This window comes from Kitasatospora sp. NPDC096128 (assembly GCF_040303105.1).
GTDB lineage: Bacteria > Actinomycetota > Actinomycetes > Streptomycetales > Streptomycetaceae > Kitasatospora.
Window position 1 is genome coordinate 207,756 of the sequence record NZ_JBEOSP010000008.1, and the last position, 20,720, is coordinate 228,475.

At 75.4% G+C, this 20,720-nt stretch carries 17 protein-coding genes, 2 tRNA genes and 1 pseudogene; 8 read left to right on the forward strand and 12 right to left on the reverse strand.

Annotated features, from left to right (window positions below; translation table 11 throughout):
* Positions 1-55 precede the first annotated feature (55 nt).
* Together ABTY61_RS12255 and pgi are read left to right on the forward strand one after the other, a co-directional pair.
* Positions 56-1,639, forward strand: coding sequence for a Na+/H+ antiporter (locus tag ABTY61_RS12255; protein ID WP_350504872.1), 1,584 nt, complete (start codon positions 56-58; stop codon positions 1,637-1,639).
* Between the two features lie 190 nt (positions 1,640-1,829).
* Positions 1,830-3,491 carry a glucose-6-phosphate isomerase gene (gene pgi, locus ABTY61_RS12260; protein WP_350504873.1) on the forward strand — a complete coding sequence of 554 codons (1,662 nt, stop codon included), beginning with the start codon at positions 1,830-1,832 and terminating at the stop codon, positions 3,489-3,491.
* 136 nt (positions 3,492-3,627) lie between these two features.
* On the opposite strand, the gene ABTY61_RS12265 is transcribed toward pgi, so the two are convergent.
* From ABTY61_RS12265 to ABTY61_RS12275, 3 genes are all read right to left on the reverse strand, one after another.
* Positions 3,628-3,701, reverse strand: a tRNA-Lys gene (locus ABTY61_RS12265).
* Positions 3,702-3,769: 68 nt separating this feature from the next.
* On the reverse strand, positions 3,770-4,387 hold the full coding sequence (locus tag ABTY61_RS12270; protein WP_502895282.1) for a bifunctional DNA primase/polymerase: 618 nt from the start codon (positions 4,385-4,387) through the stop codon (positions 3,770-3,772).
* A gap of 54 nt (positions 4,388-4,441) precedes the next feature.
* Complete coding sequence (locus tag ABTY61_RS12275) at positions 4,442-4,798, reverse strand: DUF8844 domain-containing protein (protein ID WP_350504875.1); 357 nt, start codon at positions 4,796-4,798, stop codon at positions 4,442-4,444.
* Between the two features lie 268 nt (positions 4,799-5,066).
* Between ABTY61_RS12275 and ABTY61_RS12280 the strand changes: the two genes are divergently transcribed.
* Positions 5,067-5,360 carry a hypothetical protein gene (locus ABTY61_RS12280; RefSeq protein WP_350504876.1) on the forward strand — a complete coding sequence of 98 codons (294 nt, stop codon included), beginning with the start codon at positions 5,067-5,069 and terminating at the stop codon, positions 5,358-5,360.
* Between the two features lie 47 nt (positions 5,361-5,407).
* Here ABTY61_RS12280 and ABTY61_RS12285 read toward each other — a convergent pair whose 3' ends face one another.
* Genes ABTY61_RS12285 through ABTY61_RS12295 form a run of 3 tightly spaced genes read right to left on the reverse strand, consistent with a single transcriptional unit; the run spans position 5,408 to position 9,593 of the window.
* Positions 5,408-6,769, reverse strand: coding sequence for an AAA family ATPase (locus tag ABTY61_RS12285; protein WP_350504877.1), 1,362 nt, complete (start codon positions 6,767-6,769; stop codon positions 5,408-5,410).
* Positions 6,769-8,388: a hypothetical protein gene (locus tag ABTY61_RS12290; RefSeq protein ID WP_350504878.1), complete on the reverse strand. Its 1,620-nt coding sequence runs from the start codon at positions 8,386-8,388 to the stop codon at positions 6,769-6,771. The genes ABTY61_RS12285 and ABTY61_RS12290 overlap by 1 nt, the downstream gene beginning before the upstream one ends.
* Positions 8,385-9,593, reverse strand: coding sequence for a hypothetical protein (locus tag ABTY61_RS12295; RefSeq protein WP_350504879.1), 1,209 nt, complete (start codon positions 9,591-9,593; stop codon positions 8,385-8,387). The genes ABTY61_RS12290 and ABTY61_RS12295 overlap by 4 nt, the downstream gene beginning before the upstream one ends.
* Positions 9,594-9,781: 188 nt before the next feature.
* On the opposite strand from ABTY61_RS12295, the gene ABTY61_RS12300 reads away from it, so the two are divergent.
* Complete coding sequence (locus ABTY61_RS12300) at positions 9,782-10,438, forward strand: histidine phosphatase family protein (RefSeq protein ID WP_350504880.1); 657 nt, start codon at positions 9,782-9,784, stop codon at positions 10,436-10,438.
* A 49-nt stretch (positions 10,439-10,487) separates the two neighbouring features.
* On the opposite strand, the gene ABTY61_RS12305 is transcribed toward ABTY61_RS12300, so the two are convergent.
* Entirely contained in the window at positions 10,488-12,143 is a 1,656-nt protein-coding gene (locus ABTY61_RS12305) for an NsdA family TPR-like regulatory protein (RefSeq protein WP_350504881.1), read from the reverse strand.
* Between the two features lie 262 nt (positions 12,144-12,405).
* Here ABTY61_RS12305 and ABTY61_RS12310 point away from each other — a divergent pair, with 262 nt between their 5' ends.
* The 3 genes from ABTY61_RS12310 (at position 12,406) to ABTY61_RS12320 (ending at position 14,504) form a co-directional block, all read left to right on the forward strand.
* The gene (locus ABTY61_RS12310) at positions 12,406-12,921 is read left to right on the forward strand and encodes a hypothetical protein (RefSeq protein WP_350504882.1); all 516 of its coding nucleotides are present in this window, start codon (positions 12,406-12,408) and stop codon (positions 12,919-12,921) included.
* 245 nt (positions 12,922-13,166) lie between these two features.
* The gene (locus ABTY61_RS12315) at positions 13,167-14,072 is read left to right on the forward strand and encodes a spermidine synthase (protein WP_350504883.1); all 906 of its coding nucleotides are present in this window, start codon (positions 13,167-13,169) and stop codon (positions 14,070-14,072) included.
* 198 nt (positions 14,073-14,270) lie between these two features.
* Positions 14,271-14,504 (forward strand): hypothetical protein, encoded by a 234-nt coding sequence (locus ABTY61_RS12320; RefSeq protein WP_350504884.1) that lies wholly within the window; start codon positions 14,271-14,273, stop codon positions 14,502-14,504.
* Here ABTY61_RS12320 and ABTY61_RS12325 read toward each other — a convergent pair.
* The 5 genes and pseudogenes from ABTY61_RS12325 to ABTY61_RS12345 form a co-directional block, all read right to left on the reverse strand.
* The gene (locus ABTY61_RS12325) at positions 14,473-15,354 is read right to left on the reverse strand and encodes a hypothetical protein (RefSeq protein ID WP_350504885.1); all 882 of its coding nucleotides are present in this window, start codon (positions 15,352-15,354) and stop codon (positions 14,473-14,475) included. The genes ABTY61_RS12320 and ABTY61_RS12325 overlap by 32 nt on opposite strands.
* 105 nt (positions 15,355-15,459) lie before the next feature.
* Positions 15,460-15,906 carry a DUF4442 domain-containing protein gene (locus tag ABTY61_RS12330; RefSeq protein ID WP_350504886.1) on the reverse strand — a complete coding sequence of 149 codons (447 nt, stop codon included), beginning with the start codon at positions 15,904-15,906 and terminating at the stop codon, positions 15,460-15,462.
* Between the two features lie 147 nt (positions 15,907-16,053).
* Positions 16,054-16,129, reverse strand: a tRNA-His gene (locus ABTY61_RS12335).
* Between the two features lie 140 nt (positions 16,130-16,269).
* Complete coding sequence (orn, locus tag ABTY61_RS12340) at positions 16,270-16,872, reverse strand: oligoribonuclease (RefSeq protein ID WP_350504887.1); 603 nt, start codon at positions 16,870-16,872, stop codon at positions 16,270-16,272.
* An 847-nt stretch (positions 16,873-17,719) separates the two neighbouring features.
* A pseudogene (locus ABTY61_RS12345) lies at positions 17,720-18,728 on the reverse strand (helix-turn-helix domain-containing protein); the annotation flags it as partial.
* 1,075 nt (positions 18,729-19,803) lie between these two features.
* Between ABTY61_RS12345 and ABTY61_RS12350 the strand changes: the two are divergent.
* The gene (locus ABTY61_RS12350) at positions 19,804-20,664 is read left to right on the forward strand and encodes a GNAT family N-acetyltransferase (RefSeq protein WP_350504888.1); all 861 of its coding nucleotides are present in this window, start codon (positions 19,804-19,806) and stop codon (positions 20,662-20,664) included.
* Positions 20,665-20,720 lie beyond the last annotated feature (56 nt).

The window sequence follows — 20,720 nt, forward strand, 5'->3', positions numbered from 1 at the left end:
GATCCGCCGCGGCTCCGCCGCCCGTCGTTGCCCAGCCGTCGAGAGGAACCTCCCCGTGGGCCAGCTGCCCCTGTTCTTCCTGGTGCTGCTCGCCTCCGTGGTGACCATGCCACTCGCCCGAAAGACGGGCGTGCCGCAACCGGTCCTGATGACCCTGCTCGGCATCGTCATGGCGATCGTCCCGCAGATCCCGGACGTCAAGATCGAGCCCGAGCTGATCCTCCCGCTGGTCCTGCCGCCACTGATCTTCGCCGTCGCCCGGCGCTCCACCGTCCGCTACTTCAAGGCCAACGTCCGCTCGATCCTGCTGCTGGCCGTCGCCCTGGTGGTGGTCACCACGATCGCGGTGGCCGGCGCCGTGCACTGGCTGCTGCCCGCGCTGCCGCTGGCTGCCGCGATCGCGGTCGGCGCGCTGGTCTCCCCGCCCGACCCGGTGGCCGCCGTGGCGGTGGCCGGCAGCGTCGGCCTGCCCCGCCGGCTGGTGGCGATCCTGGAGAGCGAGGGCCTGTTCAACGACGTCACCGCGATCGTCATCTACTCGCTCGCCATCGAGGCCGTGGTCAGCGGCGACTTCTCGGTCGGCCACGCCGTGCTGCGCTTCGTGCTCTCCGCGGTGCTCGCGGTGGTCGTCGGCGTGGTGCTCGGCTGGGTGAACGCCAAACTCGCCGAGCGCCTGGACGACCCGACCCAGCAGGTCGCGCTCAACCTGCTGGTGCCCTTCGCCGCCTACACCGTCGCCGAGGAGATCCACGGCTCCGGCGTGCTCGCCGTGGTGGTCTGCGCGCTCTACCTCGCCGAGCGGGCCTCCGACGCCGACGCCGTCTCCTACCGGCTGGTCGGCAACGCCTTCTGGGAGGTGGTCGAGATCCTGATCACCGGTGTCGCCTTCGGCCTGATCGGCCTGGAGCTGGCCACCGTGCTCAAGGAGGCCGGCCGCGGCTGGACCGGCTTCCTGGGCGACGCCGTCGTGGTCATCGCGGTCGTGGTGGCGGTCCGGCTGCTCTGGCTGCTGCCGGCCGGCTGGCTGTCGAAGCGGCTGCGCAAGGGCGACGAGGAGGACACCCCGTTCAGCTGGAAGGAGAGCGTGGTCCTCTGGTGGTCCGGCATGCGCGGGGTGGCCACCGTCGCCCTGGCCCTGGCCATCCCGCTCACCCTGCACTCCGGCGCCGACTTCCCGGAGCGCGGACGACTGGTGTTCATCGCGTTCAGCGTGGTGCTGTTCACCCTGCTGGTCCAGGGCCTGACCCTGCCCTGGCTGGCCAAGCGGCTCCAACTGGACATCGACCAGGACGCGCACGAGCAGGCCGTGCGTCAGCTGTGGTGGCGCGCGGCCAAGGCCGGGCTCAAGCGGCTCGGCGAACTGGAGGAACAGGACAAGCTGCCCGCGGAGGTCGCCGACCGGCTGCGGGACCGTCAGCACGACCGGCTGGCCCGGCTCTGCCCGGAGAACTACGCCGAGGAGGAGGCCGCCGAGGCGAAGCTGCGGATCGACCAGTGGCGGGCCGCCCGGGACGTCGAGCAGGAGATGATCGCCGCCTCCCGGCGCGAGATGCTCGCCGCCCGCAGCGAGCTCGGCGCCGACCCGGAGCTGGTCGACCAGGTGCTCCGCGGGCTGGACCTGCGCACGGAACGGAAGTGACGAGGGGTCCGTTCGCCGGGGTCGGAATGTGCGCCACCCCCTCCCGGGTTGCATAGGCTGAACCCGGGCAGGCCGTCAACGGAGTCGGCGCACCACCAGTACCGCCACGACCTCGCGGAAGACCCTCATGGCCTGGCCCTCACGCACGGCCCTGCCGGTTTCTGCACCCAGATGAATCGAGGACCCACCGATGTCGGAGACCCGCGCCGACGCCCGCACCCCGCTCGACCGCACCCCGCAGTGGGCCGCCCTGGCCAAGCACCGGGCGGAGCTGGGCGAGACCCACCTGCGCGAGCTGTTCGCCGCCGACCCCGAGCGCGGCCGCACCCACACCTTGCAGGTCGGCGACCTGCACGTGGACTACGCCAAGCACCTGGTCACCGACGAGACGCTGGAGCTGCTGCGCGAGCTCGCCGCCGCCACCGGCGTCGCCGAGCTGCGGGACGCCATGTTCCGCGGCGAGAAGATCAACATCACCGAGCAGCGCGCCGTCCTGCACACCGCGCTGCGCGCCCCGCGCGACGCCGTCGTCAAGGTCGACGGCGTGAACGTCGTCCCCGGCGTGCACGCCGTTCTGGACAAGATGGCCGCCTTCGCCGACCGGGTCCGCAGCGGCGAGTGGAAGGGCCACACCGGCAAGCCGATCCGCACCGTGGTCAACATCGGCATCGGCGGCTCCGACCTCGGCCCGGCGATGGCCTACGAGGTGCTCCGCTCCTTCGGCCGGCGCGACCTCGCGGTCCGCTTCGTCTCCAACGTGGACGGCGCCGACCTGCACGAGGCGGTCCGGGACCTCGACCCGGCCGAGACGCTGTTCATCGTGGCCTCGAAGACCTTCACCACCATCGAGACCATCACCAACGCGATCTCCGCCCGCGGCTGGCTGCTCGACGGCCTGGACGCCGGCACCGAGGCGGTGGCCAAGCACTTCGTCGCGCTGTCCACCAACGCCCAGGGCGTGCAGGACTTCGGCATCGACACCGCCAACATGTTCGAGTTCTGGGACTGGGTCGGCGGCCGCTACTCCTACGACTCGGCGATCGGCCTCTCGCTGATGATCGCCATCGGCCCGGACGCCTTCCGCGAGATGCTGGACGGCTTCCACCTGGTCGACGAGCACTTCCGCACCGCCCCGCCGGAGCAGAACGTCCCGCTGCTGCTCGGTCTGCTGGGCGTCTGGTACGGCGCGTTCTTCGACGCCCAGGCGCACGCGGTGCTGCCGTACTCGCACTACCTGTCCAAGTTCACCGCCTACCTCCAGCAGCTGGACATGGAGTCCAACGGCAAGTCGGTGACCCGCGACGGCACCCCGGTCGGCTGGCAGACCGGCCCGGTGGTCTGGGGCACCCCCGGCACCAACGGCCAGCACGCCTACTACCAGCTGCTGCACCAGGGCACCAAGGTGATCCCGGCCGACTTCATCGGCTTCGCCCGCCCGGTCGCCGACCTGCCCGCCCGTCTGGTCGCCCAGCACGACCTGCTGCTGGCCAACTTCTTCGCCCAGACCCAGGCGCTGGCCTTCGGCAAGACCCCGGAGGAGGTCGCGGCCGAGGGCGTGCCGGCCGAACTCGTCCCGCACAAGACCTTCAAGGGCAACCACCCGACCACCACCATCCTGGCCGCCGAGCTGACCCCGTCGGTGCTCGGCCAGCTGGTCGCGCTGTACGAGCACAAGGTGTTCGTCCAGGGCGCGATCTGGAACATCGACTCCTTCGACCAGTGGGGCGTGGAGCTGGGCAAGGTGCTCGCCAAGCGGATCGAGCCGGTGCTGCTCACCGGTGAGGGCGGCGAGCAGCTGGACAGCTCCACCGCCGAGCTGGTCGCCCGCTACCGCGCGCTGCGCGGCCGCTGAGCCCCGGGTCGGGCCGTCCGCTCCGGCGGGCGGCCCGGCTGCTCCTGGTCGGCGGTCGGCCGTCGGCAGCTCGCGGCCGGCGGTGCGGAAACGCCGGAAGGCCCCCTGCTTTCGCAAGGGGCCTTCCGGCTGTCTGTGCGCCGCCAGGGACTCGAACCCCGGACCCGCTGATTAAGAGTCAGCTGCTCTAACCAACTGAGCTAGCGGCGCCTGCTGACAGAGAAGACTTTAGCAGCGGCCGGCGGTCGAGCCAAAATCGAATACCGGCCGCCCCCCGTTCACCCGCCGGTCACGAGGACCGGCTCGGCCGGCACGCCCTGGCCGGGCTCGCGAGCCGCCCGGACGCAGGCCCACAGCACCACCGAGGCCCCGGGCAGCCTGGGCTCCCGCTCCTCGGGGGCGATGATCCAGCGGCCGGTGCCCCGGCCGGAGGAGTCCGGGCCGTGCACCATCCGCTGCAGCGGCGGCACGGTCACCGCGTCGCCCTTGCCGTGGCACAGCAGCGGCGGCACGTCCCGGGCCCACTCCTCCCAGGCCAGCAGCCGGCGCAGCCGGGGCGCCGAGCCGGGCTGGACGAACAGCAGGGTGCGCCCCCGGTAGGCCGCGACCGGGCCGCAACCGGGGCCGGAGGCCCACAGCTCGTCCAGCACCCGGCGCCCGAACAGCGACGGCATGCTGATCACGTCGAAGGCCCGCCCGCAGGGCAGCACGGAGGGCGCCCACGGGCGGGCCTCCCAGAGGGCGCGCATGCTGCGCGGGTACTCGCTGGCGGAGGCCAGCCAGGCCTCCCCGGCCACGGTGATGTACTCCACCGATTGGTGCGTCCAGATGTCCACGCCCAGCAGCCTGCGCCGTGCGCGCCCCCGCCGTGGTGGAAAGCGCCGTTCGCCGGACAGGGCGGCGGGACGTCGCGTACCCTCCGCCGCTGGCATATGCCAGGGGGTCGGCGATCAGTCCTCGTGGCGGCGCGGCTGGAGCAGGCCGCGGCCGTACTCGATCATCTTGGCGGCGTAGTCCGGCGTCCAGTCCGCCCGCTCGGCGACCTGGGTGTTCGACAGCGCGTCGAACCGGCGCGGGTCGGCGAGCTGCGCGGCGGCGACGGCCTGGAAGTCGGTGGCCCGCTCGGCGGCGGCCCGGAAGGCCAGGGCGAGCTCGGTGGAGCGGCGCAGCAGCTCGGCGGGGTCGTCGATCGACTCCAGGTCGAAGAATCGTTCCGGCTCCGGTTCGGCGGACTGCGGCTCGAACAGGAGCTGCGCGGGGCGCAGACGCCTGGTGGGCTCGGGCGCCTCGGCGGGGGAGTCGGGCATGGACGGACACCTCCGGGGTCTCGGGTGGGGGAGGGCGGTGGGCTGCTCCGGGCCGCACCGCCCGCCTGTGGCCGTCGTCCATTGTCTCGCGGCGGCGGCCGGTAGCGGAACGGTGCGCGTGCAGGCGCTATTCCCCCGGCGTGCGCCGGGGCGGTGCCCCGGGCGCCGCGCTTCCTGATCGCATGCGAACCGGTTGAGTCGGGCGACAGCATCCGCACCGCCGGAGTCCGCACCGCCGGAGTCCGCACCACCGAATCGGGAGCACCCCATGCGCGCACTGTCCACCGGCCTCCTACTGGCCGCCGCCGTCCTGGCCCCGGCCGCACCCGCCGCCGCCGCGGAGACGGCGCACGTCGTCACCGGGCCGCCCAGCAGCCCGGGCGGCGTCTCGACGGCCACCTGCCCGAGCGGCACCCACCTGACCGGCGGCGGCTACCGGCTCCAGCCCGACGCCGACGGGCCGGTGCGCGCCAGCGGGCCGACCGCCGACGCCACCGGTTGGAGCGCCCAGGCCGCCCACGGGTCCGTGGTGGCCTTCGCGGTCTGCGAGACCGAGGACTGACCGGCCCCGAGGGCCGGCCGGTTCGAGGCCGGCCGGTCCGCGAGCGGCTACCGCAGATGGACCCGGTGGCCGCCGAGGTGCTGGAGGACCTGGTGGTTGGCCTCCCAGCCGTCCGGGAAGGCCACCGGGACGCCCAACTGGACCGGCTCGGTCGAGGGGTGCTCGTCCAGCAGCTCGGCGATGCCGGCCCGGGCGACCACGATGCAGGCGTGCCGGTGCCGGGAGGCGAGCACGCAGAGCCGGCCGGTCTCCAGGTGGAAGGCGGTCGCGTCCGGGCGCCCGGAGAGCGGGTGCAGCACCACCGTGACGTCGTACTCCCGGCCCTGCAGCCGGTTCGCGGTGTCCACCGTGACGGCCGGCCCGACCGTGCCGTCCACCGGGACGCCCGCCTTGAGCAGGGCGGCCCGCACCGCCGCCGCCTGGTCCCGGTGCGCCGTGCCGACGGCGATCCGGTCCGCTCCGAGCGGGGCCTCGCCCTGCTCGGAGCGGGCGGTCAGCCCGCGCTCCAGCAGCCGCCGGACGGTCGCCGCGACGGCCGCCACCGCCTGCGGGTCGGTCCGTACGGTGTGCCGGGCGGGCAGTTCCAGCAGCGCCCAGCCGTGTTCGGCGGCCCGGTCGATCACCGCGTCCAGCGCCGAGCCGTCCGGGCGGACGGCCGGGGTCAGCCCGCGGTCGTCCGGGCCGGTGCCGGAGCGGAACGGCGTGTACGGGTAGAACGCCCGGGAGATCAGCGGTGCCGCGCTGGCCGGCAGCCGCCAGGAGACCGGCAGCCGGTGCGGCTCGATCTGCGGGTTGTGCGCCAGCATCGTCACCACCGCGCTGCTGGACGGGTCGTAGGACAGGCCCGCCCACTGCTCGGTGCCGACCACGGTGAACGGGTCCAGCTGGCCCGGGTCGCCGACGAACAGCGCCCGCTCGAACAGCCGGGCCACCGCGAGCAGGGCGTCCGAGCGCATCTGGTACGCCTCGTCGACGATCGCGTGCCGCCACGGCGCCTCGGCCCGCACCCACTGCCACTTGGCGGCGGTGGAGACCACCACATCGTGCTCGACCAGGTCGGCGACCTTGTCGGAGGGCGTGACGTTGGCGTGCCGGAGCACCTCCGGGCCGGGGCGGGAGTCCGCCGCGTGCAGTCGGCCGATCGTCAACTCCGGCGCCTTCTCGGCCAGTCGGCCGACCAGGTCGTCCACCTGCCCGTTCGTCTGGGCGACGACCATCAGCCGCTCGCCGGCCGCCACCAGCTCGCGGGCGGCCCGCACCACCAGGGTCGACTTCCCGGCGCCGGGCGGGGAGTCCACCACCACCCCGCGCGGCGCGCCGGGCGCCGGGTGGACGGTGGCCGCCAGGATCCGGGCCACGGCGGCGTCGGCGGCCGCCCCCGGGGGTTGCGTGCTGATCGGTTCGCTCATCACTCCCACTCCTCGACGACGGCAGCGGCGGCGGACGGGGCCGCGGACGGGCCGGGCGCGGCGGCGCCGGGCGGGCCGCCGTGGGTCCACGGGGTGTCGTCCGGCTCGGGCAGCGGTGCGGACTGGCGGACCGTCAACTCGAACAGGGTGAAGGTGACCGGCTCGCCGGGCTCCGGCAGGCTGCCCGGTTCGGGCTCCTTCTTGCGGCCCATGCCGGACAGCACCCGCAGCGTGATGGTGCCCTCGGCCGGGTCCACCGCCACGATCCGGGCCTTCTGCGCCGTCGGACCGTGCACCCGGTGCGCCTCCCGGCCGAGGTCGGCGTGCGGACGGTCGGCGGTGCGCAGGGTGACGAGCGGGCGCGGCTTGGGGGAGCGGCCGGTGGTGTCGTAGTCCGGCACCACCTCCGTCACCACCCCGCTGAACGCCTCGCCGGACAGCCGGTGTTCGGCCATCGCCAGCGGGTCGTCCAGCGCCTCCTGGACGTCCAGCCGGGCCTGCTCGCGCTCGCGCTGGGCGAGCTTGCGGGCCGCCGTGACGGCGTCGTCCTGCCGGGGCTGCGGCGGTTCGCCGGCCGCCAGGCGGTCCCGGTGGCCGGTGTAGGACCAGCGGTCGCCCGTCCAGCGCTCCTCCAGGTGGCCGGCCGGCGGCAGGGCGCGCAGCAGGTCCAGGCCCTTCCAGACGTCCCGCCAGGTCGGCAGCAGGACGGCGGACAGCACCCGCTCCAGGTGGTCGAGCGCCGCGCGGACGGCTGCCCGGGCGCGCTCTGCGGCGGCCTCGTCGCGCTGTTCGGTGCTGGGCCGCAGGGCGCTGACGGCCGCGTCGTAGCGGGCGATCGCGGGGGCGAGCACGCCCTCGTCGAAGCCCGGGTCGGTGGCCGGACCGGCCGGCGGGTGCAGCAGTTGCCCCTGCTCGTCGCGGGCGGACTCGGCCAGCTCGGCCGCGGCGGCGCCGGTCAGCCCCGGCGGCGGGTCATGCCAGGCCAGCCGGGCGGCCAGGTGCTGGTCCTCCAGGTGGCTCTGGCCGGTGGCCCAGTGCCGGGCGAGCAGGCCGGTCATCGGCAGCAGCAGGCTGGAACCGGGCACCTGGGCGCGGTCGGTGAGGTGGGTCAGCCAGCGGCCGAGCAGCGGCACCCGCAGCGGCGCCGGGTAGGGGCCCGGATCCGCGTCCTCGGCGGTGCGGCGGAACCGGGTCGAGCGGCCGATCAGGGCGAGGTGCTGCACGCCCGCGCCGTTGGGCACGATCAGCTGCGGGGCGTCCGCGCACAGCTCGCGGAATACCTGGGTCTTCTCGCCGGTCTCCGGGTCCTTCTCGGAGCCCTCGATCTGCTCGACGTCCGTGCCGAAGGACTCCAGGTAGGGCAGCAGCTCGGCGGCCAGCGCGGCCAGGTAGTCGAACCGGAGGGTGCGGTTGAGCGGCTGCGGTACCAGGTGCAGGCGGGGCGCGTCCCGGTCGGTGCCGAGCATGACGGCCAGCGGGGCCCCGGCCTCACCGGCGGCGGTCAGCGGCACGAGCACCATCGGGCGCTCCGACAGGTGCCGGTGCCGGACGGTGGCCAGCGGCTCGGCCCGCCCGCTGCGGACGGCCTCCAGCCGGGCGAGGGTGGTCAGCAGGCTCATGCCGTCCCGCCCAGGGCTTCGGCGCGCAGGGCGGCGGCGTAGGCCAGGCGCGCGGCCGCCTCGTGCGCGCCGTCGCCGTCCTCTTCGTGGCTGCCGCCGTTGACGGCGGCGGCCAGGGCCTCCGCGACCGTGCGGATGCTGCCCAGCTCGCCGCGCACGCCCCGGCCGAGCTGCTCGACCCGGTCGTCGCAGCGGGCCCGGGCCCGGCAGTGGAAGCCGAGTTCGCAGGTGGAGAGGCAGTCCGGGCTGTAGGCGGCGGGGACCGCCTCGACCGCGGCGGTCAGCTGTTCGGAGCTGCGGGCCGGGGCACCGTCCTCGTCGGTGGCCAGGTCGAAGTCGGTGCCGGGCGGCAGCTCCTCCAGCAGCCGGCCGATTCCGGTCATCCGGCTCAGCTGGCGGCGGGTGGTGGCCAGTTCGCGGCGGACGTCGACGGCGACCGCGGTCGGCCGGTTGCCGAAGTCCTTCGGGCAGACCAGCAGGACGCTGGTGCGCGGGCTGCCCGGCAGCAGTTGCTCGGTGTACGGGTCGTCGGCGAGCGGCAGACCGGCGGCCGCGGCGGCGGCGTGCTGGAGCGCCAGCACGTACACCGCGGCCTGGCGGGCGGCGGCGCCGACCTTGGCCGGGTCGGCGCTGCCGTCCAGCACCGGGAAGGACTTGATCTCGACCACCGTGCACCGCCCGCCGTGCACCACCAGGGCGTCCGGTTCCAGGTAGGCGGTGCTGCCGGCCACGGCGAGCCGCAGCATCGGATGGTCCAGCAGCGTCCAGGCCTCCGGGTCGGCGGCGGCCCGGGCGAGCACCTCGGCCGTCCGGTCGGCGCGGACGGCCGGGCCGGAGCGGTGCATGAGGTCCGGGACCAGCAGCGGGGCGCGGTCGTCCGCGGGGACGCCGAGGTGGGCGCGGAGCGGTTCCAGCAGGGCGGCGTAGTCGTCCGCCTTCAGCCGGGACTCGAAGACCAGGCCGCGGGCGATCGCGAACGGGGACTGCCCGAAGGGGGCGGGGCGGCCGAGCCGGGCGGCCAGCGCCGACTTGTCCACTCCCGCCGCGTCCAGGACGGCGCGGCGCCGGCAGCCCGGATTGGCGGCCAGCGCGGCGAGGGAGCGGGCGTTCAGACTGCGCTGCGGGGCCGGTCCGCGCAGCTCGGCGAGCCGCAGGGCGAGCGGCTCAGCGGGCCCGCCGAGCGGGGCGTTCGTCGAGACGTTCATGGTGCGGCTTAGTGTCGCATCCGGGTCCGACAACGCGGTGCGGACCGGGCGGTTCCAGCCCGTTCCGGCCGTAACCGGCCCATCGGGCCCAGGCCCGGGATCGTGGCCGCTGTGCCGGTGGGGGATCATGGAGCCCGGTGCTCAAGGGTGAGACCGACCGTTGACCGCCCCGTTGCGAGGAGCCTCCCATGCCCGCCCGAATCGTGCTGGTCCGCCACGGTGAGACCGAGTGGTCGGCCACCGGCCGCCACACCGGCCGCACCGACATCCCGCTGACCGAGGAGGGCCGGGCGATGGCCCGGGCGCTCGGCGCCCGGCTCGCCGAGGCCCCCTGGAACGGGATGCCGGACGCGCTCGTCTACACCAGCCCGCTCGGCCGCGCCAAGGAGACCTGCGCGCTGGCCGGCTTCGGCGACCGCGCGGTGGACCGCCCCGAGCTGCTGGAGTGGGACTACGGCCAGTACGAGGGCCGCACCGGCGCCGACATCCGGGCCACCGACCACCCCGGCTGGCTGATCTGGCGCGACGGGGTCCCCGGCGGCGAGAAGCTCTCCGACGTGGCCGCCCGGGTGGACGCCTTCCTCGCCGGACTCAACGAGGAGCACGGCGTCCCGGAGCCGGACACCACCGAGATGCACTGCGCCGACCGGGACGTCGTTCTCTTCGCGCACGGCCACCTGCTGCGCATCCTGGCCGCCCGCTGGCTGGGCCTGCCGCCCGAGTACGCCCAGCGGTTCAAGCTCGGCACGGCGGCGCTGTGCGTGCTGTCCTGGGAGTACGGCGCCCCGGCGGTGGAGGTCTGGAACGACCTGTCCCACCTGGAGGGGCTGAACACCGGCCACTGAGGCCGCCGTTGACGGCCGGTCGGAATCGTCAGGACGGTCGTCGAGCCGCTCAGGCCGCCGCAGCCCGGTCGTAGCCGACCAGGAAGCGGCGGACCTCGGCGACCGAGGCGTGCGGGCGCAGCCGTCCCGCGGTGTCCGCCAGCATGCTGCGGATCCGGGCCGAGCGGACCTCGCCGAACAGGGCGACGGCGGCCGAGCCGTGGTGTGCCGCCCCCGCCAAGTCCCCCCGGCCGAGCCGGTCGTGGGCGAGTTCGGCGGTGTACAGCACCCGGTTGCGGACGAAGTGCGGCTCCTGTAGCGCTATGGCCAGTGCGGCCTGCTCGCTGGCGCGCTCCCAGTCCTCCAGCGCGGACCAGCACTGCGACTGCAGCCCGGCGATCTCCGCCTCGCCGAAGAAGGACATCCATTCCGGGTCGGTCTCCGACGGCCCCCGGTCGAACAGTGCGTAGGCCCGGCCGATCGCGCGTTCGCAGGCGGAACGGTCCCGCAGTACGGCCCAGGCGCCGGCCTCGCGCATGGCGAGCAGGGCGAGCAGCCGGGCGGAGTCCAGCTCCCGGGCGGCCGACTGTCCGGCCTGTGCGGCGCGCAGCGCCTCGCGCGGACGCCCGGCGTCCCGGGCGAGGAAGGCGCTGTTGCAGAAGACGTGCGCCTCCAGTGCGGAGTCCCCGGCCATCCGGGCGGTGGCGAGCGCCTCGGCGTAGAACGAGCGGGCGTCCGCGAGCCGGTTCGAGTCGTGCGCCAACCACCCCACCGAGATGGCCAGTTCGCCGGCGCCGGCCTGCAGCCTGCGCTCGGTCTCCTCGCTGTACTCGCCCTCGTTGAGCAGCAGGTAGGCGGTGCGCAGCGACTGCCCGGCGAGTTCGTACAGGGCGTCCGCGCCGTGCGCGTCGTCGGCCAGTCTGATGTCCCGGACGGCCTGTTCGACGCCGAGCACCTCGGCGGCGCCGACCTTGCGCGGCGGCGGTACCGGCCCCGGCCGCCCGGGTACCGCGGGGTCGGCGCCGTGCAGTACGGGCGCGGTGAACTCCATGCCGGGGAAGGCGCCTTGGGCGGGGACCGGGCCGATGCCGGGGCCGGTGGCGGGGAAAGCAGGGGTGACGGCAGGGCTGACCGGGCCGGCGGCGGCCGGGCGGTCGATGCCGATCACGGTGGCCAGCGCGGTCGAGCCGCCGGCCAGGAACGTACGGCGACGCACGTCGTCGTTCTCCTCGTCGGGATAGGGCGATCCATCGGGCCCCCGGGGCACCGCGCCGGCCCTCGGCCACCGGGGCCCGTCCGGAGCGGTTGGACCCGCGTACGGCGAGGCAGCGTACGGGAGTTGGGTGGAGAGTGGTGAGCGCGGGGCTGGCAGGGGCGGGAACGGCGGATGGATCGGTAGGTGGAGCGCAGCCGACTCGGCGGCCGCCCGCGCGCCGTCCGCCGAGCGGCGGCGGACGGCGGTGCGGGGGGAGAAACCGAGGTCGGTGAGCGTGCGTTCCGGCCACATGTGCCGGAAGACCCGCTCGTAGGCGTAGTTGGGGCAGCGGATCTCACCGGACTCGACCCGGCCGACGTAGCGGGCGTCGCAGGACACGTGCTCGCCGATCTCGCGGGCGGCCCGGCGGACGGCCGCGGCGAACTCGCCGGGTGAGCGGTCGCCGCGCAGCTCGCGCATCACGGTGTTGGGGGACGGTCGGTTCGGCTCGGCCGGTGGGGTGGCTGCCATGGCGCCGAGAGTACTCGGAGTCACCGAGCGGCCACATTGGGTTTGCGGGACGTCTGCTGTCAATACGGGGCAAAACGGGCTTTGTTGCCGGATATCCGCCATGAAATGCCATGCCTTGCTGTAAGGCGCCCCGTGGCCTCCGGCGACCCCGCGGCGTTGTCCTGATACGTGGAAGCCCAGGCCGTCCCCCCGGCCCGTCCCCGCCCCGCGGCCCCACCCCCGGCGGCAGCGCTTCCGAACCGACGAGGTAACAGGAGGGCCCATGATGGCCGCCGGACTGCCGCAGTACCGACCCCTCGCCGGGGGCGTGCTCGCCGCCGCCGCCCCCGCCCTGCTCCCGGACCCGGCCGACGACCGGTTCCCCGGCCGCGGCCCGGTCGAGGGCGGCCGGGGCTCCTGCGGCGGGCTGCGCCGGGACGCCGTCGTCCCGGCCGAGGACACCCTCCTCACCGGCTGCGACACCGTGACCGTCGCCCTGCGGCACGGCCTGGAGGCAGTCGACATCCTGCGGCTGCGCCGCGCCTGCGGGGCCGTCCTGCAGAGCCGCAACGGCAGCACCGTCTCCTTCCTCGTCCCGGCCGGCACCTGGGAGACCTGGCACCTGCCCGGCAGCTCCTGTACGGCCGGCGCCCTGGTGCCCGGCGCCACCGACCCGCGCTGGGTGATCCCGCCCGCCGGAACCGGCCGCGCCACCCGCCCCACCGACGCCTGGGTGCTCCGCTCCGCCCTCTGCGAGGCCGCCTGCACGCTCACCGCGGGCGGCCTCGGGCCGTTCTAGCGGGCGTGCCGCGCGGATCCGGCCGGGCCCCGTACGCCTCTCCGGCCGGATCCCCGCGGCACGCCCCTGGCCAGGGGGTGTGCCCCGCCTGCCCACGTCGCCTCCGGCGACAGCACCCACGTCGCCTCCGGCGACACCGGCCCACGTCGCCTCCGGCGGCACCGGCCCACGTCGCCTCCGGCGACACCGGCCCACGTCGCCTCCGGCGACACCGGCCCACGTCGCCTCCGGCGATAATGGCCCCCATGGGACGAAGCAACAGGGCCGCGCGCAGCCCCGAACCGGTGCTCACCACCGGGGCGGACGGCCGTACCCACGCCCAGGGGCCGCTGACCCGCCCGGTCGGGTCCGGCCTGGCCGAGCTGCGGCCCGACCGCGACCGCCCGCACGCGTGGTCGCTGCTGATCGACGGCGCCCCGCAGTCCCTGGTGGACCTCGCCGACCCCACCCACCTGGGCTTCGAGTACCAGCGCCGGCTCGGCCACCTGATCGACCTGGTCGCGCCGGCCGGTCGGCCGCTGACCGTCCTGCACCTGGGCGGCGGCGCGCTCACCCTGGCCCGCTACGTGGCCGCCACCCGGCCCCGCTCCCGCCAGCAGGTCGCCGAGATCGACACCGCGCTCACCGAACTCGTCCGCGCCGAACTGCCCCTGGAGCGCGGCTGGCAGATCAAGGTGCGCGGAGGGGACGCCCGCAGCGTGCTGGAACGCACCCCCGAGGGCACCGTCGACCTGGTCATCACCGACGTCTTCTCCGGCGCCCGCACCCCGGCCCACTGCACCACGGTCGAGTTCACCACCCTCGCGGCCCGCGCCCTCGCCCCCGGCGGCTGGTACGCCGCCAACATCGCCGACGGCGGCGCGCTGCCCTTCGCCCGCTCCCAGGTCGCCACCCTCGGTGCGGTCTTCCCCGAGCTGTGCCTGACCGCCGACCCGGCCGTGCTGCGCGGCAAGCGCTTCGGCAACCTCGTCCTGGCGGCCGCCCACACCCCGCTGCCGATCGCCGACCTGACCCGCCGGGTCGCCTCCGACTCCGCCCTCGGCCGGGTCGAACACGGCCGCGCCCTCGCCGACTTCACGGCCGGCGCCGCCCCGGCCACCGACGCCACCGCGGCACCCTCCCCGGAGCCTCCGCCGGGCGTCTTCCGCTGACGCGGCGCCTGCCGTCCCGGGGTCGTAAAAACGGTTGGCAGGCGACCGAGCCTCGGCGCACAGTGGCCACGGGTGTCCGGCTGTCGACGCGAGGGGGCCGCATGCGCATCCGATCCGCCCGGACGAGGCCGGGCCGCTCACCGGCATCGCCCTTCGGGCCAAGGCGTAAGGGCGTACTGGGGCTACGACGAGGCGTTCATGGCCGCCTGCCGGGAGGAGCTGACCCTGGACGCCGCCGCCGTCGAGCGGGCCTCGGTGGCCGAGGACGGCACCCGGGTGCTCGGGTTCGCCGTTCCGGCTCCCTACCGGGGCGTGAACTCCCGCTGCTGGAAGTGGAACTGGCGCCCTGAGGCCAGGCCGACTGTCCAGCCCCTTGCCGTCGGACGGACCCAGGGCGGGCTCAGTGCCCGCGCGGCAGCCCGCGGTGCTTGAACATCGCCGCGCCGGTGAGCAGCAGCCCGGCGGCGATCGGGGCGAGCACCGCGGTCGCGGTGGCGGTGCCGTCCTCCGCGGCGGTGACGGACGCGGTGTCGGCGAGGGCGAGCGCCTCGGGCGTGCCCGCGTCCGCCGGTGCGACGGGGGTCGCGGACGGGCTCGCCGCCCCTGCCGCACCGGCGGGTTGCGCGGTGCCCGGCTCCTCGTGCGCCGCGGCCTCCCGGACGGGGGGTGTCCCGGCCGTCTCCGGCGGGGGCGGGGCGCCCTGGTCGCCGGTGCCCGTGCCGGAGCGGCGCCGGGGGACGGCGGGCAGGGCGGCGGGTTCGCCCTCGCGGGAGGCGCGGGTCCCGCTGGAGCGGCCCTGGGCGGGGACGCCGCCGAGCAGGCCGGAGGCGAGGGCGAACGCGTCGGGGACGGCGGTGCCCTGACCGGGCAGGGGGAGCCCGCCGGCCCGGATGCGCTCCTGGAGGACGCCGCCGACCGCGCCGGTGGCTCCGCCGGCCGGGCTGTCGACCGGTCCGCCGTCGGTCGACTCCCCGAGGAGTCCGGGGGAGCGGCCGGGGTCCGCGGCGCCCGGCTGCCCCGGTGCGACCGGGCGGGCGGCTGACGGCCCGTCGAGCGCCGTCCCGCCGTGCACGGCCCGGCGGACGGCCGGTCGGAGCTGGCCCGGCGACGGTTCGGCGTCGGCCGCGTACGCGCCGGGGGCGCCGACGCCCCAGAGCTGGGCGAGCAGGGCCCCGCCGGCGGCGACGGTGCGGGGGCGGGGCAGCCACCGGGCGGCGGCCCGACGCGCTCCGGTGACGCCGCGGGCGGGTTCCTGGGGCTCGGTCGCGTGATTGGCTCGCACGTGAGTTGAGAACGAGCGGGCGGGTGGTGAGGTCACGCCCGCCGTCACGGACAGTCATCGCGCTGGTGGCCCCGGGGTGCCGCACCCGGGACCACCGCGCGGCGGTCAGGAGTTGGGGCGCAGGGTCCAGGTGACCGTCATCACACCGGTGACGGCGCCGTCGGCGCGGGTGATCTCGACGGTGACCGGGAACTCGGGGCGGCCGCCGGCGTCCAGCTCGGCGACGACCTCGGCGGCCGGGCGGCCGAGCACGGCGGTGGCGGTGACCTCGCCCATGGCCAGCTTCTTGTAGGCGATCTCGGCGTTCACGGCGAGCGGCACGGCCCGGGACAGCTGGTCCCCGAAGGCGGCGAGCACGATGCAGCCGCTGGCGGACTCGGCGAGGGTGAACATCGCGCCGGCGTGCGGGCCGCCGACGTGGTTGTGGTACGCGGGCTGGTCGGGCAGCCGGAGCACGGCGCGGTCCGGGGTGGTCTCCAGGTACTCGAGCTTGAGGGTGTGCGCCATCGGCACGGTGGCGTCGAGCATCTGGCCGATCGAAGGAGTGGTCATGGCGACGATGTTACTAGCCGGTAGCTTGTTGTGGCAGAGGCCGACCGGAAAACCCGGGCCGCCGGGCACAACTGATCCCGCGCCCGATCAGGGAACGCGAAAACGCCTGAGGGGCCGATCTCTTGAAGAGATCGGCCCCTCAGGCTCTGGGGTGAGTGACGGGACTCGAACCCGCGGCCACCTGGACCACAACCAGGTGCTCTACCAACTGAGCTACACCCACCATCTGTCCGGTCCGTTCCCGCTCTCGCGTTCCCGTTCCGACAGGAAGAACTCTACAGGATCCGAGAGGGTGCTCGCGCCAGGGTTTCGTCCCGGCGAACGACGGCACCCCCTCCGACCCCGCGACGGGCCCGGCCCCGGTCAGTCGGTCGAGGCCCGGTACTTCTCGGCGATCGCGCGCGCGGTCTCGGCGTCCGGGCCGGGCTGCGGCACGAACACCGCCTCGCGGTAGTAGCGCAGTTCGTCGATGCTCTCGCGGATGTCCGCGAGCGCCCGGTGGTTCCCGCCCTTCGGCGGGCTGTTGTAGTACGCCTTCGGGTACCAGCGACGGGCCAGCTCCTTGATCGAGGAGACGTCCACGATCCGGTAGTGCAGGTGCTTCTCCAGGGCCGGCATGTCCCGGGCCAGGAAGCCGCGGTCGGTGGCCACCGAGTTGCCGCACAGCGGCGTCTTTCCGGCCTCCGGCACGTGCTCGCGCACGTACGCCAGGACCCGCTCCTCGGCCTCGGCCAGGGTCACGCCCTGCTCCAGCTCCTCCAGCAGGCCGGAGGAGGTGTGCATGGTGCGCACCACCTCCGGCATGTGCGCCAGAGCCTCCGCGGGCGGGCGGATGATGACGTCCACGCCCTCGCCGAGGATGTTCAGCTCGGAGTCCGTCACCAGCACCGCGACCTCGACCAGGGCGTCCCGGTCGAGGTCGAGGCCGGTCATTTCACAGTCGATCCATACCAAACGGTCATTCACGCAACTCACCCTACGGCGCGATCACGCGCCGCGGGGACCGGAGGAGCCGACCGGGGTGCCGGAGCGCAGGCGTCGGCCTGGTGCTCCTCCGCCCCGTCGTGGGTTTCGGCGCCGTCCGGACGCTCGCCCTCCCGGCCGGTGCGGACCGCGTGGCCGTCCCGTCCGGCCCGGGCCTCGCGCGCCGCCCGTGCGCCGTCCGCGGCGGTCGCCCGGGCACCCGGAGCGCGGACCTGCGGAGCCCGCGCCTGCCGACCCCGGGGGTCACCCGACCCGGCCGCCGGCTGCCCGGCGCCACCGGCCGGCACCCGGCCGCCCGGCGCCCCGTGCGTCCGCCCGGCCGCGCCCGGCTCGTCACCGGGCCGCTCGACCGCGCTGCGGTGCCCCTGGCCCTGGCCGCGCGCCCCCGGCTGGGAGTGGCCGTCCTCGGCCGCCGCGTGCTCGGCGGTGCGCGGCGGACGCCCCGCACCCGGACCGGCCTGCGGCGGAACCAGCGGCGACCGCACCGGACCGCGCGCCGCACCCTGCTGCCCGGGGTGCGGCTGCTGCGCGGCCTGCTGGTGCGGGTACGGCTGACCCGCGCGGGCGTGGAAGCCCTGGGCGGCCGGCGTCCCGGCCTGCCCCGGACCGTACGGACCGGCCTGTCCGTGCGGCACCGGCTGTCCGTGGCCGACCGGCTGCCCGTGCTGGCCCGGCTGGCCGGCCGGCACCTGCGCGCCCGGACCGCCCGGGAACGGCTGGCCGGCGGGCCCGCCGTGCACCGGACCACCGAACAGTCCACCGCCCGCCGCCGCCGCGTGCGCCAGCGCACCCGGCAGCCGGAGGTCGGTGCCGTGCGCCCCGGCCGGGGTCGGCTGCTGCTGCCCGGGGCGACGCGCCCGGTAGGTGGTCCGGTACGCGGCCGGGGAGACCCCGAGCTGGCGGCGGAAGTGCCCGCGCAGCGCGACCGGCGACCGGAACCCACACCGACGCGCCACGTCGTCCACCGACAGCTCCGACGTCTCCAGCAGTCGCTGCGCCTGGAGCACCCGCTGGGTGATCAGCCACTGCAGCGGCGCACTGCCGGTGAGCGTGCGGAAGCGGCGGTCGAAGGTGCGCCGGCTCATGTAGGCACGGGCCGCCAGCACCTCGACGTCGAACTGCTGGTTGAGGTTCTCCAGCGCCCAGGTGACCACCTCGGCCAACGGGTCGTTGCCGATCTCCTCCGGTAAAGACTGATCGATGTACTGGGCCTGTCCACCGCCGCTGCGGCGACTGGGCACCACCAGACGGCGGGCCAGCGCGTTGGCGGCCTCGGCGCCGTGGTCGCTGCGCACCACGTGCAGGCACAGGTCGATCCCGGCGGCGGTGCCGGCCGAGGTCAGCACGTCGCCGTCGTCCACGAACAACTCGCGCGGGTCGACGTGCACCCGCGGGTAGCGCTTGGCCAGGGTCGGCGCGTACATCCAGTGGGTGGTCGCCGGGCGGCCGTCCAGCAGACCGGCCGCGGCGAGCACGAAGGCACCGGTGCAGAGCCCGATGATCCGCGCGCCCTCGTGGTGGGCCTTGCGCAGGGCGGTGATCGCCTCGACCGGAGGCGGCTGGGAGATCGAGCGCCAGGCCGGTACGACGATCGTGCCGGCCCGGGCGAGCGCCTCCAACCCGTACGGCGCGGAGAGGGTCAGGCCGCCGGTGGTGGCCAGCGGGCCCTCCTCCCCGGCGCAGACCAGCAGTCGGTAGCGGGGCACCCCGGCGTCCTGGCGGTCCACGCCGAAGACGGAGAGCGGGATGGAGCTCTCGAAGATCGGCGCACCGCCGAAGATCAGCACCGCGACGGTCTCCCGGCGGCGCCGGCCGGACAGCTTGCGCGGGGAGCCGATGGTCGCGAGGGCGCCCGGGGAGCCGTTGCCGCCCGGACCGCCGTGGCCCAGCGGGCCGTGGCCGGGGGCGGTGCCCAGGGCGAGGCCGCCGCCGAGCGGGCCGGCGCCGGAGCCGTTCGGCCCCGGGGTCGTGCCGCCGACGGGGTAGGCCGGGTGGCCGGGGTAGCCCGGATTGCCGGCGTGGGCGGGGTTGCCGGGGTAGCCGGGGTGCCCCGGGTACTCGCCGTAGGGCTGGCCGGGGCCGCCGAGCGACTGGGTCGGGCCGTGCGCCTGACCGTGGCCCGGGTTGACGGGACCTCGGCTGACGGGCTGTCCGGCGGGGTTCGGGCGCCCGCCCTGATGCCCGCCCTGATGCCCGTTCTGATGGCCACCCTGGTGACCGCCCTGGACCGGCTGCGCACCGTAGGAGGTCGGGCCGCCGAGCGCCGCGCCGCCGTGTGCCTGGCCGCCGTGGTCGGCCGGGGCGTGGCCCGGGGCGGACGGCACGGCGGGATAGGGGGAGTGCGGGGCGGGGCCCGAGGGGCTCGGGGTGCCGGAGGTGCGGGTGGTGGCGCCGATCGCGGAGGTGCCGGTGCTTCTCGCGGACCGACTCGCGGTGCCGGCCGGCGCCTGGCCGCTGTCAGGACCCGCGTCGCTCCTGCTCACCCTGCTCAAGGCGCTCAAGCCCCCTCGGTGGTGTGGTGTGGGTGGTGCGGCACTGCTGGCCAAGATCGAAATCTATCGGGTGGACCGTTGCCGTTGTGACAAGTTCACCATCCGACGCTATGTCGACATGGCAATTTGGCGTGATGCATTCGATCACGAAGCGTGGCACCCGTCGACCCTTCTGGGAAGAGGGCCCGTGCAACGGTGGCTGGTTGTCGCGGGGCGGTTCCTGGGGCGTCCGGGTTCCGGGCGCCCGGCCGGCGGGTCTGGGCTGCGGATTTGCCCAAGGGAGAGGACGTGGCACGAAATTGACCGAAAATCGGCGGTGCACGGGAGGGCGCACGCGCGCCGGCCGTGCGCCTCCCAGGCTTCATCCGGCCAGCGCCGGAACGGGCCGACCGGCACCGCCGCCAAGGGCTACGTTCCTGCCGTGAACACCAACAGCCGGCTCGAACAGGCCAACGACAACGCCGCCGCCTTCTGGCTCGCCCAAGCCCGGGCGCACGGCTGGCGGTACCGCGTCCGCCCGGGGCTCACGGCCGTCCGCTGCGCGCGCACCCCGGACGACTCCCAGCGCTTCCTGGTCACCCGCCCCTACGCCCAACCCGCTGACGTGGAAAAGCAGTTGGCCGAGCTGCTGGCAGAGTGGGAGACCGTCCGCTTCACCGTGGAGGACCCGTACGGCGGGCTCGACCTGACCCGCCTCGGGGCCGTCCGGATGCCGCCCATGCCGGTGATGGCCCGGGAGCCCGGGCCGGCCGACGGTGCGTCCGCCGAGCCGGCCGCCGGGGCGACCACAGGGGCGACCACAGGGGCGAACGCAGCGCCGACCGTCGAGCTGCCGGTCGTCTCAAAGGCGCGCGAAGGCAGCGTCCTGACGGTTGATGAGGCGGCGCACGGAGACGCCCTCGCCCTGGTCGAACGGACCATCGTGGACGGCTTCCCGCTGCCTGCCCGACAGCCCTGGACCCGAGGCGAAGCCCTTCCGGAGCGACTGCTGGGCGAGCCCGGCTGTCGGGCCTGGCTCGGCAGTGTCGACGGCGCACCGGCGGGCGCCTGCCTCAGCTACGACGACGGGGACGCCACCGGGGTGTACTGGGTCGCCACCCTGCCCGACCAGCGCGGACGGGGCGTGGCCAGGGCAGTGCTGCGGACCGTCCTGGCCCACGCCCACCCGGACCGCCCGACCACCCTGGTCGCCACCTCGGCCGGCGAGCCGTTGTACCGCGAGCTCGGGTTCACCGGGCAGGGGTCGACCAACTGGTGGACCCGCACCTCGCCGGGTGGCTGACCTGCGGGGTCGCGGCCGCTCCGGCGGCCGGGGGCGGCTGGGGGCGGGCGGCCGTG

Bases quoted from the DNA above. Each gene is read 5' to 3' on its own strand.
- ABTY61_RS12290 (WP_350504878.1), bottom strand. From the start codon at position 8,388: ATGAGCCTGCTGACCACCCTCGCCCGGCTGGAGGCCGTCCGCAGCGGG.
- ABTY61_RS12305 (WP_350504881.1), bottom strand. From the start codon at position 12,143: ATGGCAGCCACCCCACCGGCCGAGCCGAACCGACCGTCCCCCAACACC.
- ABTY61_RS12300 (WP_350504880.1), top strand. From the start codon at position 9,782: ATGCCCGCCCGAATCGTGCTGGTCCGCCACGGTGAGACCGAGTGGTCG.
- ABTY61_RS12330 (WP_350504886.1), bottom strand. From the start codon at position 15,906: ATGACCACTCCTTCGATCGGCCAGATGCTCGACGCCACCGTGCCGATG.
- ABTY61_RS12315 (WP_350504883.1), top strand. From the start codon at position 13,167: ATGGGACGAAGCAACAGGGCCGCGCGCAGCCCCGAACCGGTGCTCACC.
- ABTY61_RS12285 (WP_350504877.1), bottom strand. From the start codon at position 6,769: ATGAGCGAACCGATCAGCACGCAACCCCCGGGGGCGGCCGCCGACGCC.
- ABTY61_RS12320 (WP_350504884.1), top strand. From the start codon at position 14,271: ATGGCCGCCTGCCGGGAGGAGCTGACCCTGGACGCCGCCGCCGTCGAG.
- ABTY61_RS12310 (WP_350504882.1), top strand. From the start codon at position 12,406: ATGATGGCCGCCGGACTGCCGCAGTACCGACCCCTCGCCGGGGGCGTG.
- ABTY61_RS12295 (WP_350504879.1), bottom strand. From the start codon at position 9,593: ATGAACGTCTCGACGAACGCCCCGCTCGGCGGGCCCGCTGAGCCGCTC.
- pgi (WP_350504873.1), top strand. From the start codon at position 1,830: ATGTCGGAGACCCGCGCCGACGCCCGCACCCCGCTCGACCGCACCCCG.
- ABTY61_RS12275 (WP_350504875.1), bottom strand. From the start codon at position 4,798: ATGCCCGACTCCCCCGCCGAGGCGCCCGAGCCCACCAGGCGTCTGCGC.
- ABTY61_RS12280 (WP_350504876.1), top strand. From the start codon at position 5,067: ATGCGCGCACTGTCCACCGGCCTCCTACTGGCCGCCGCCGTCCTGGCC.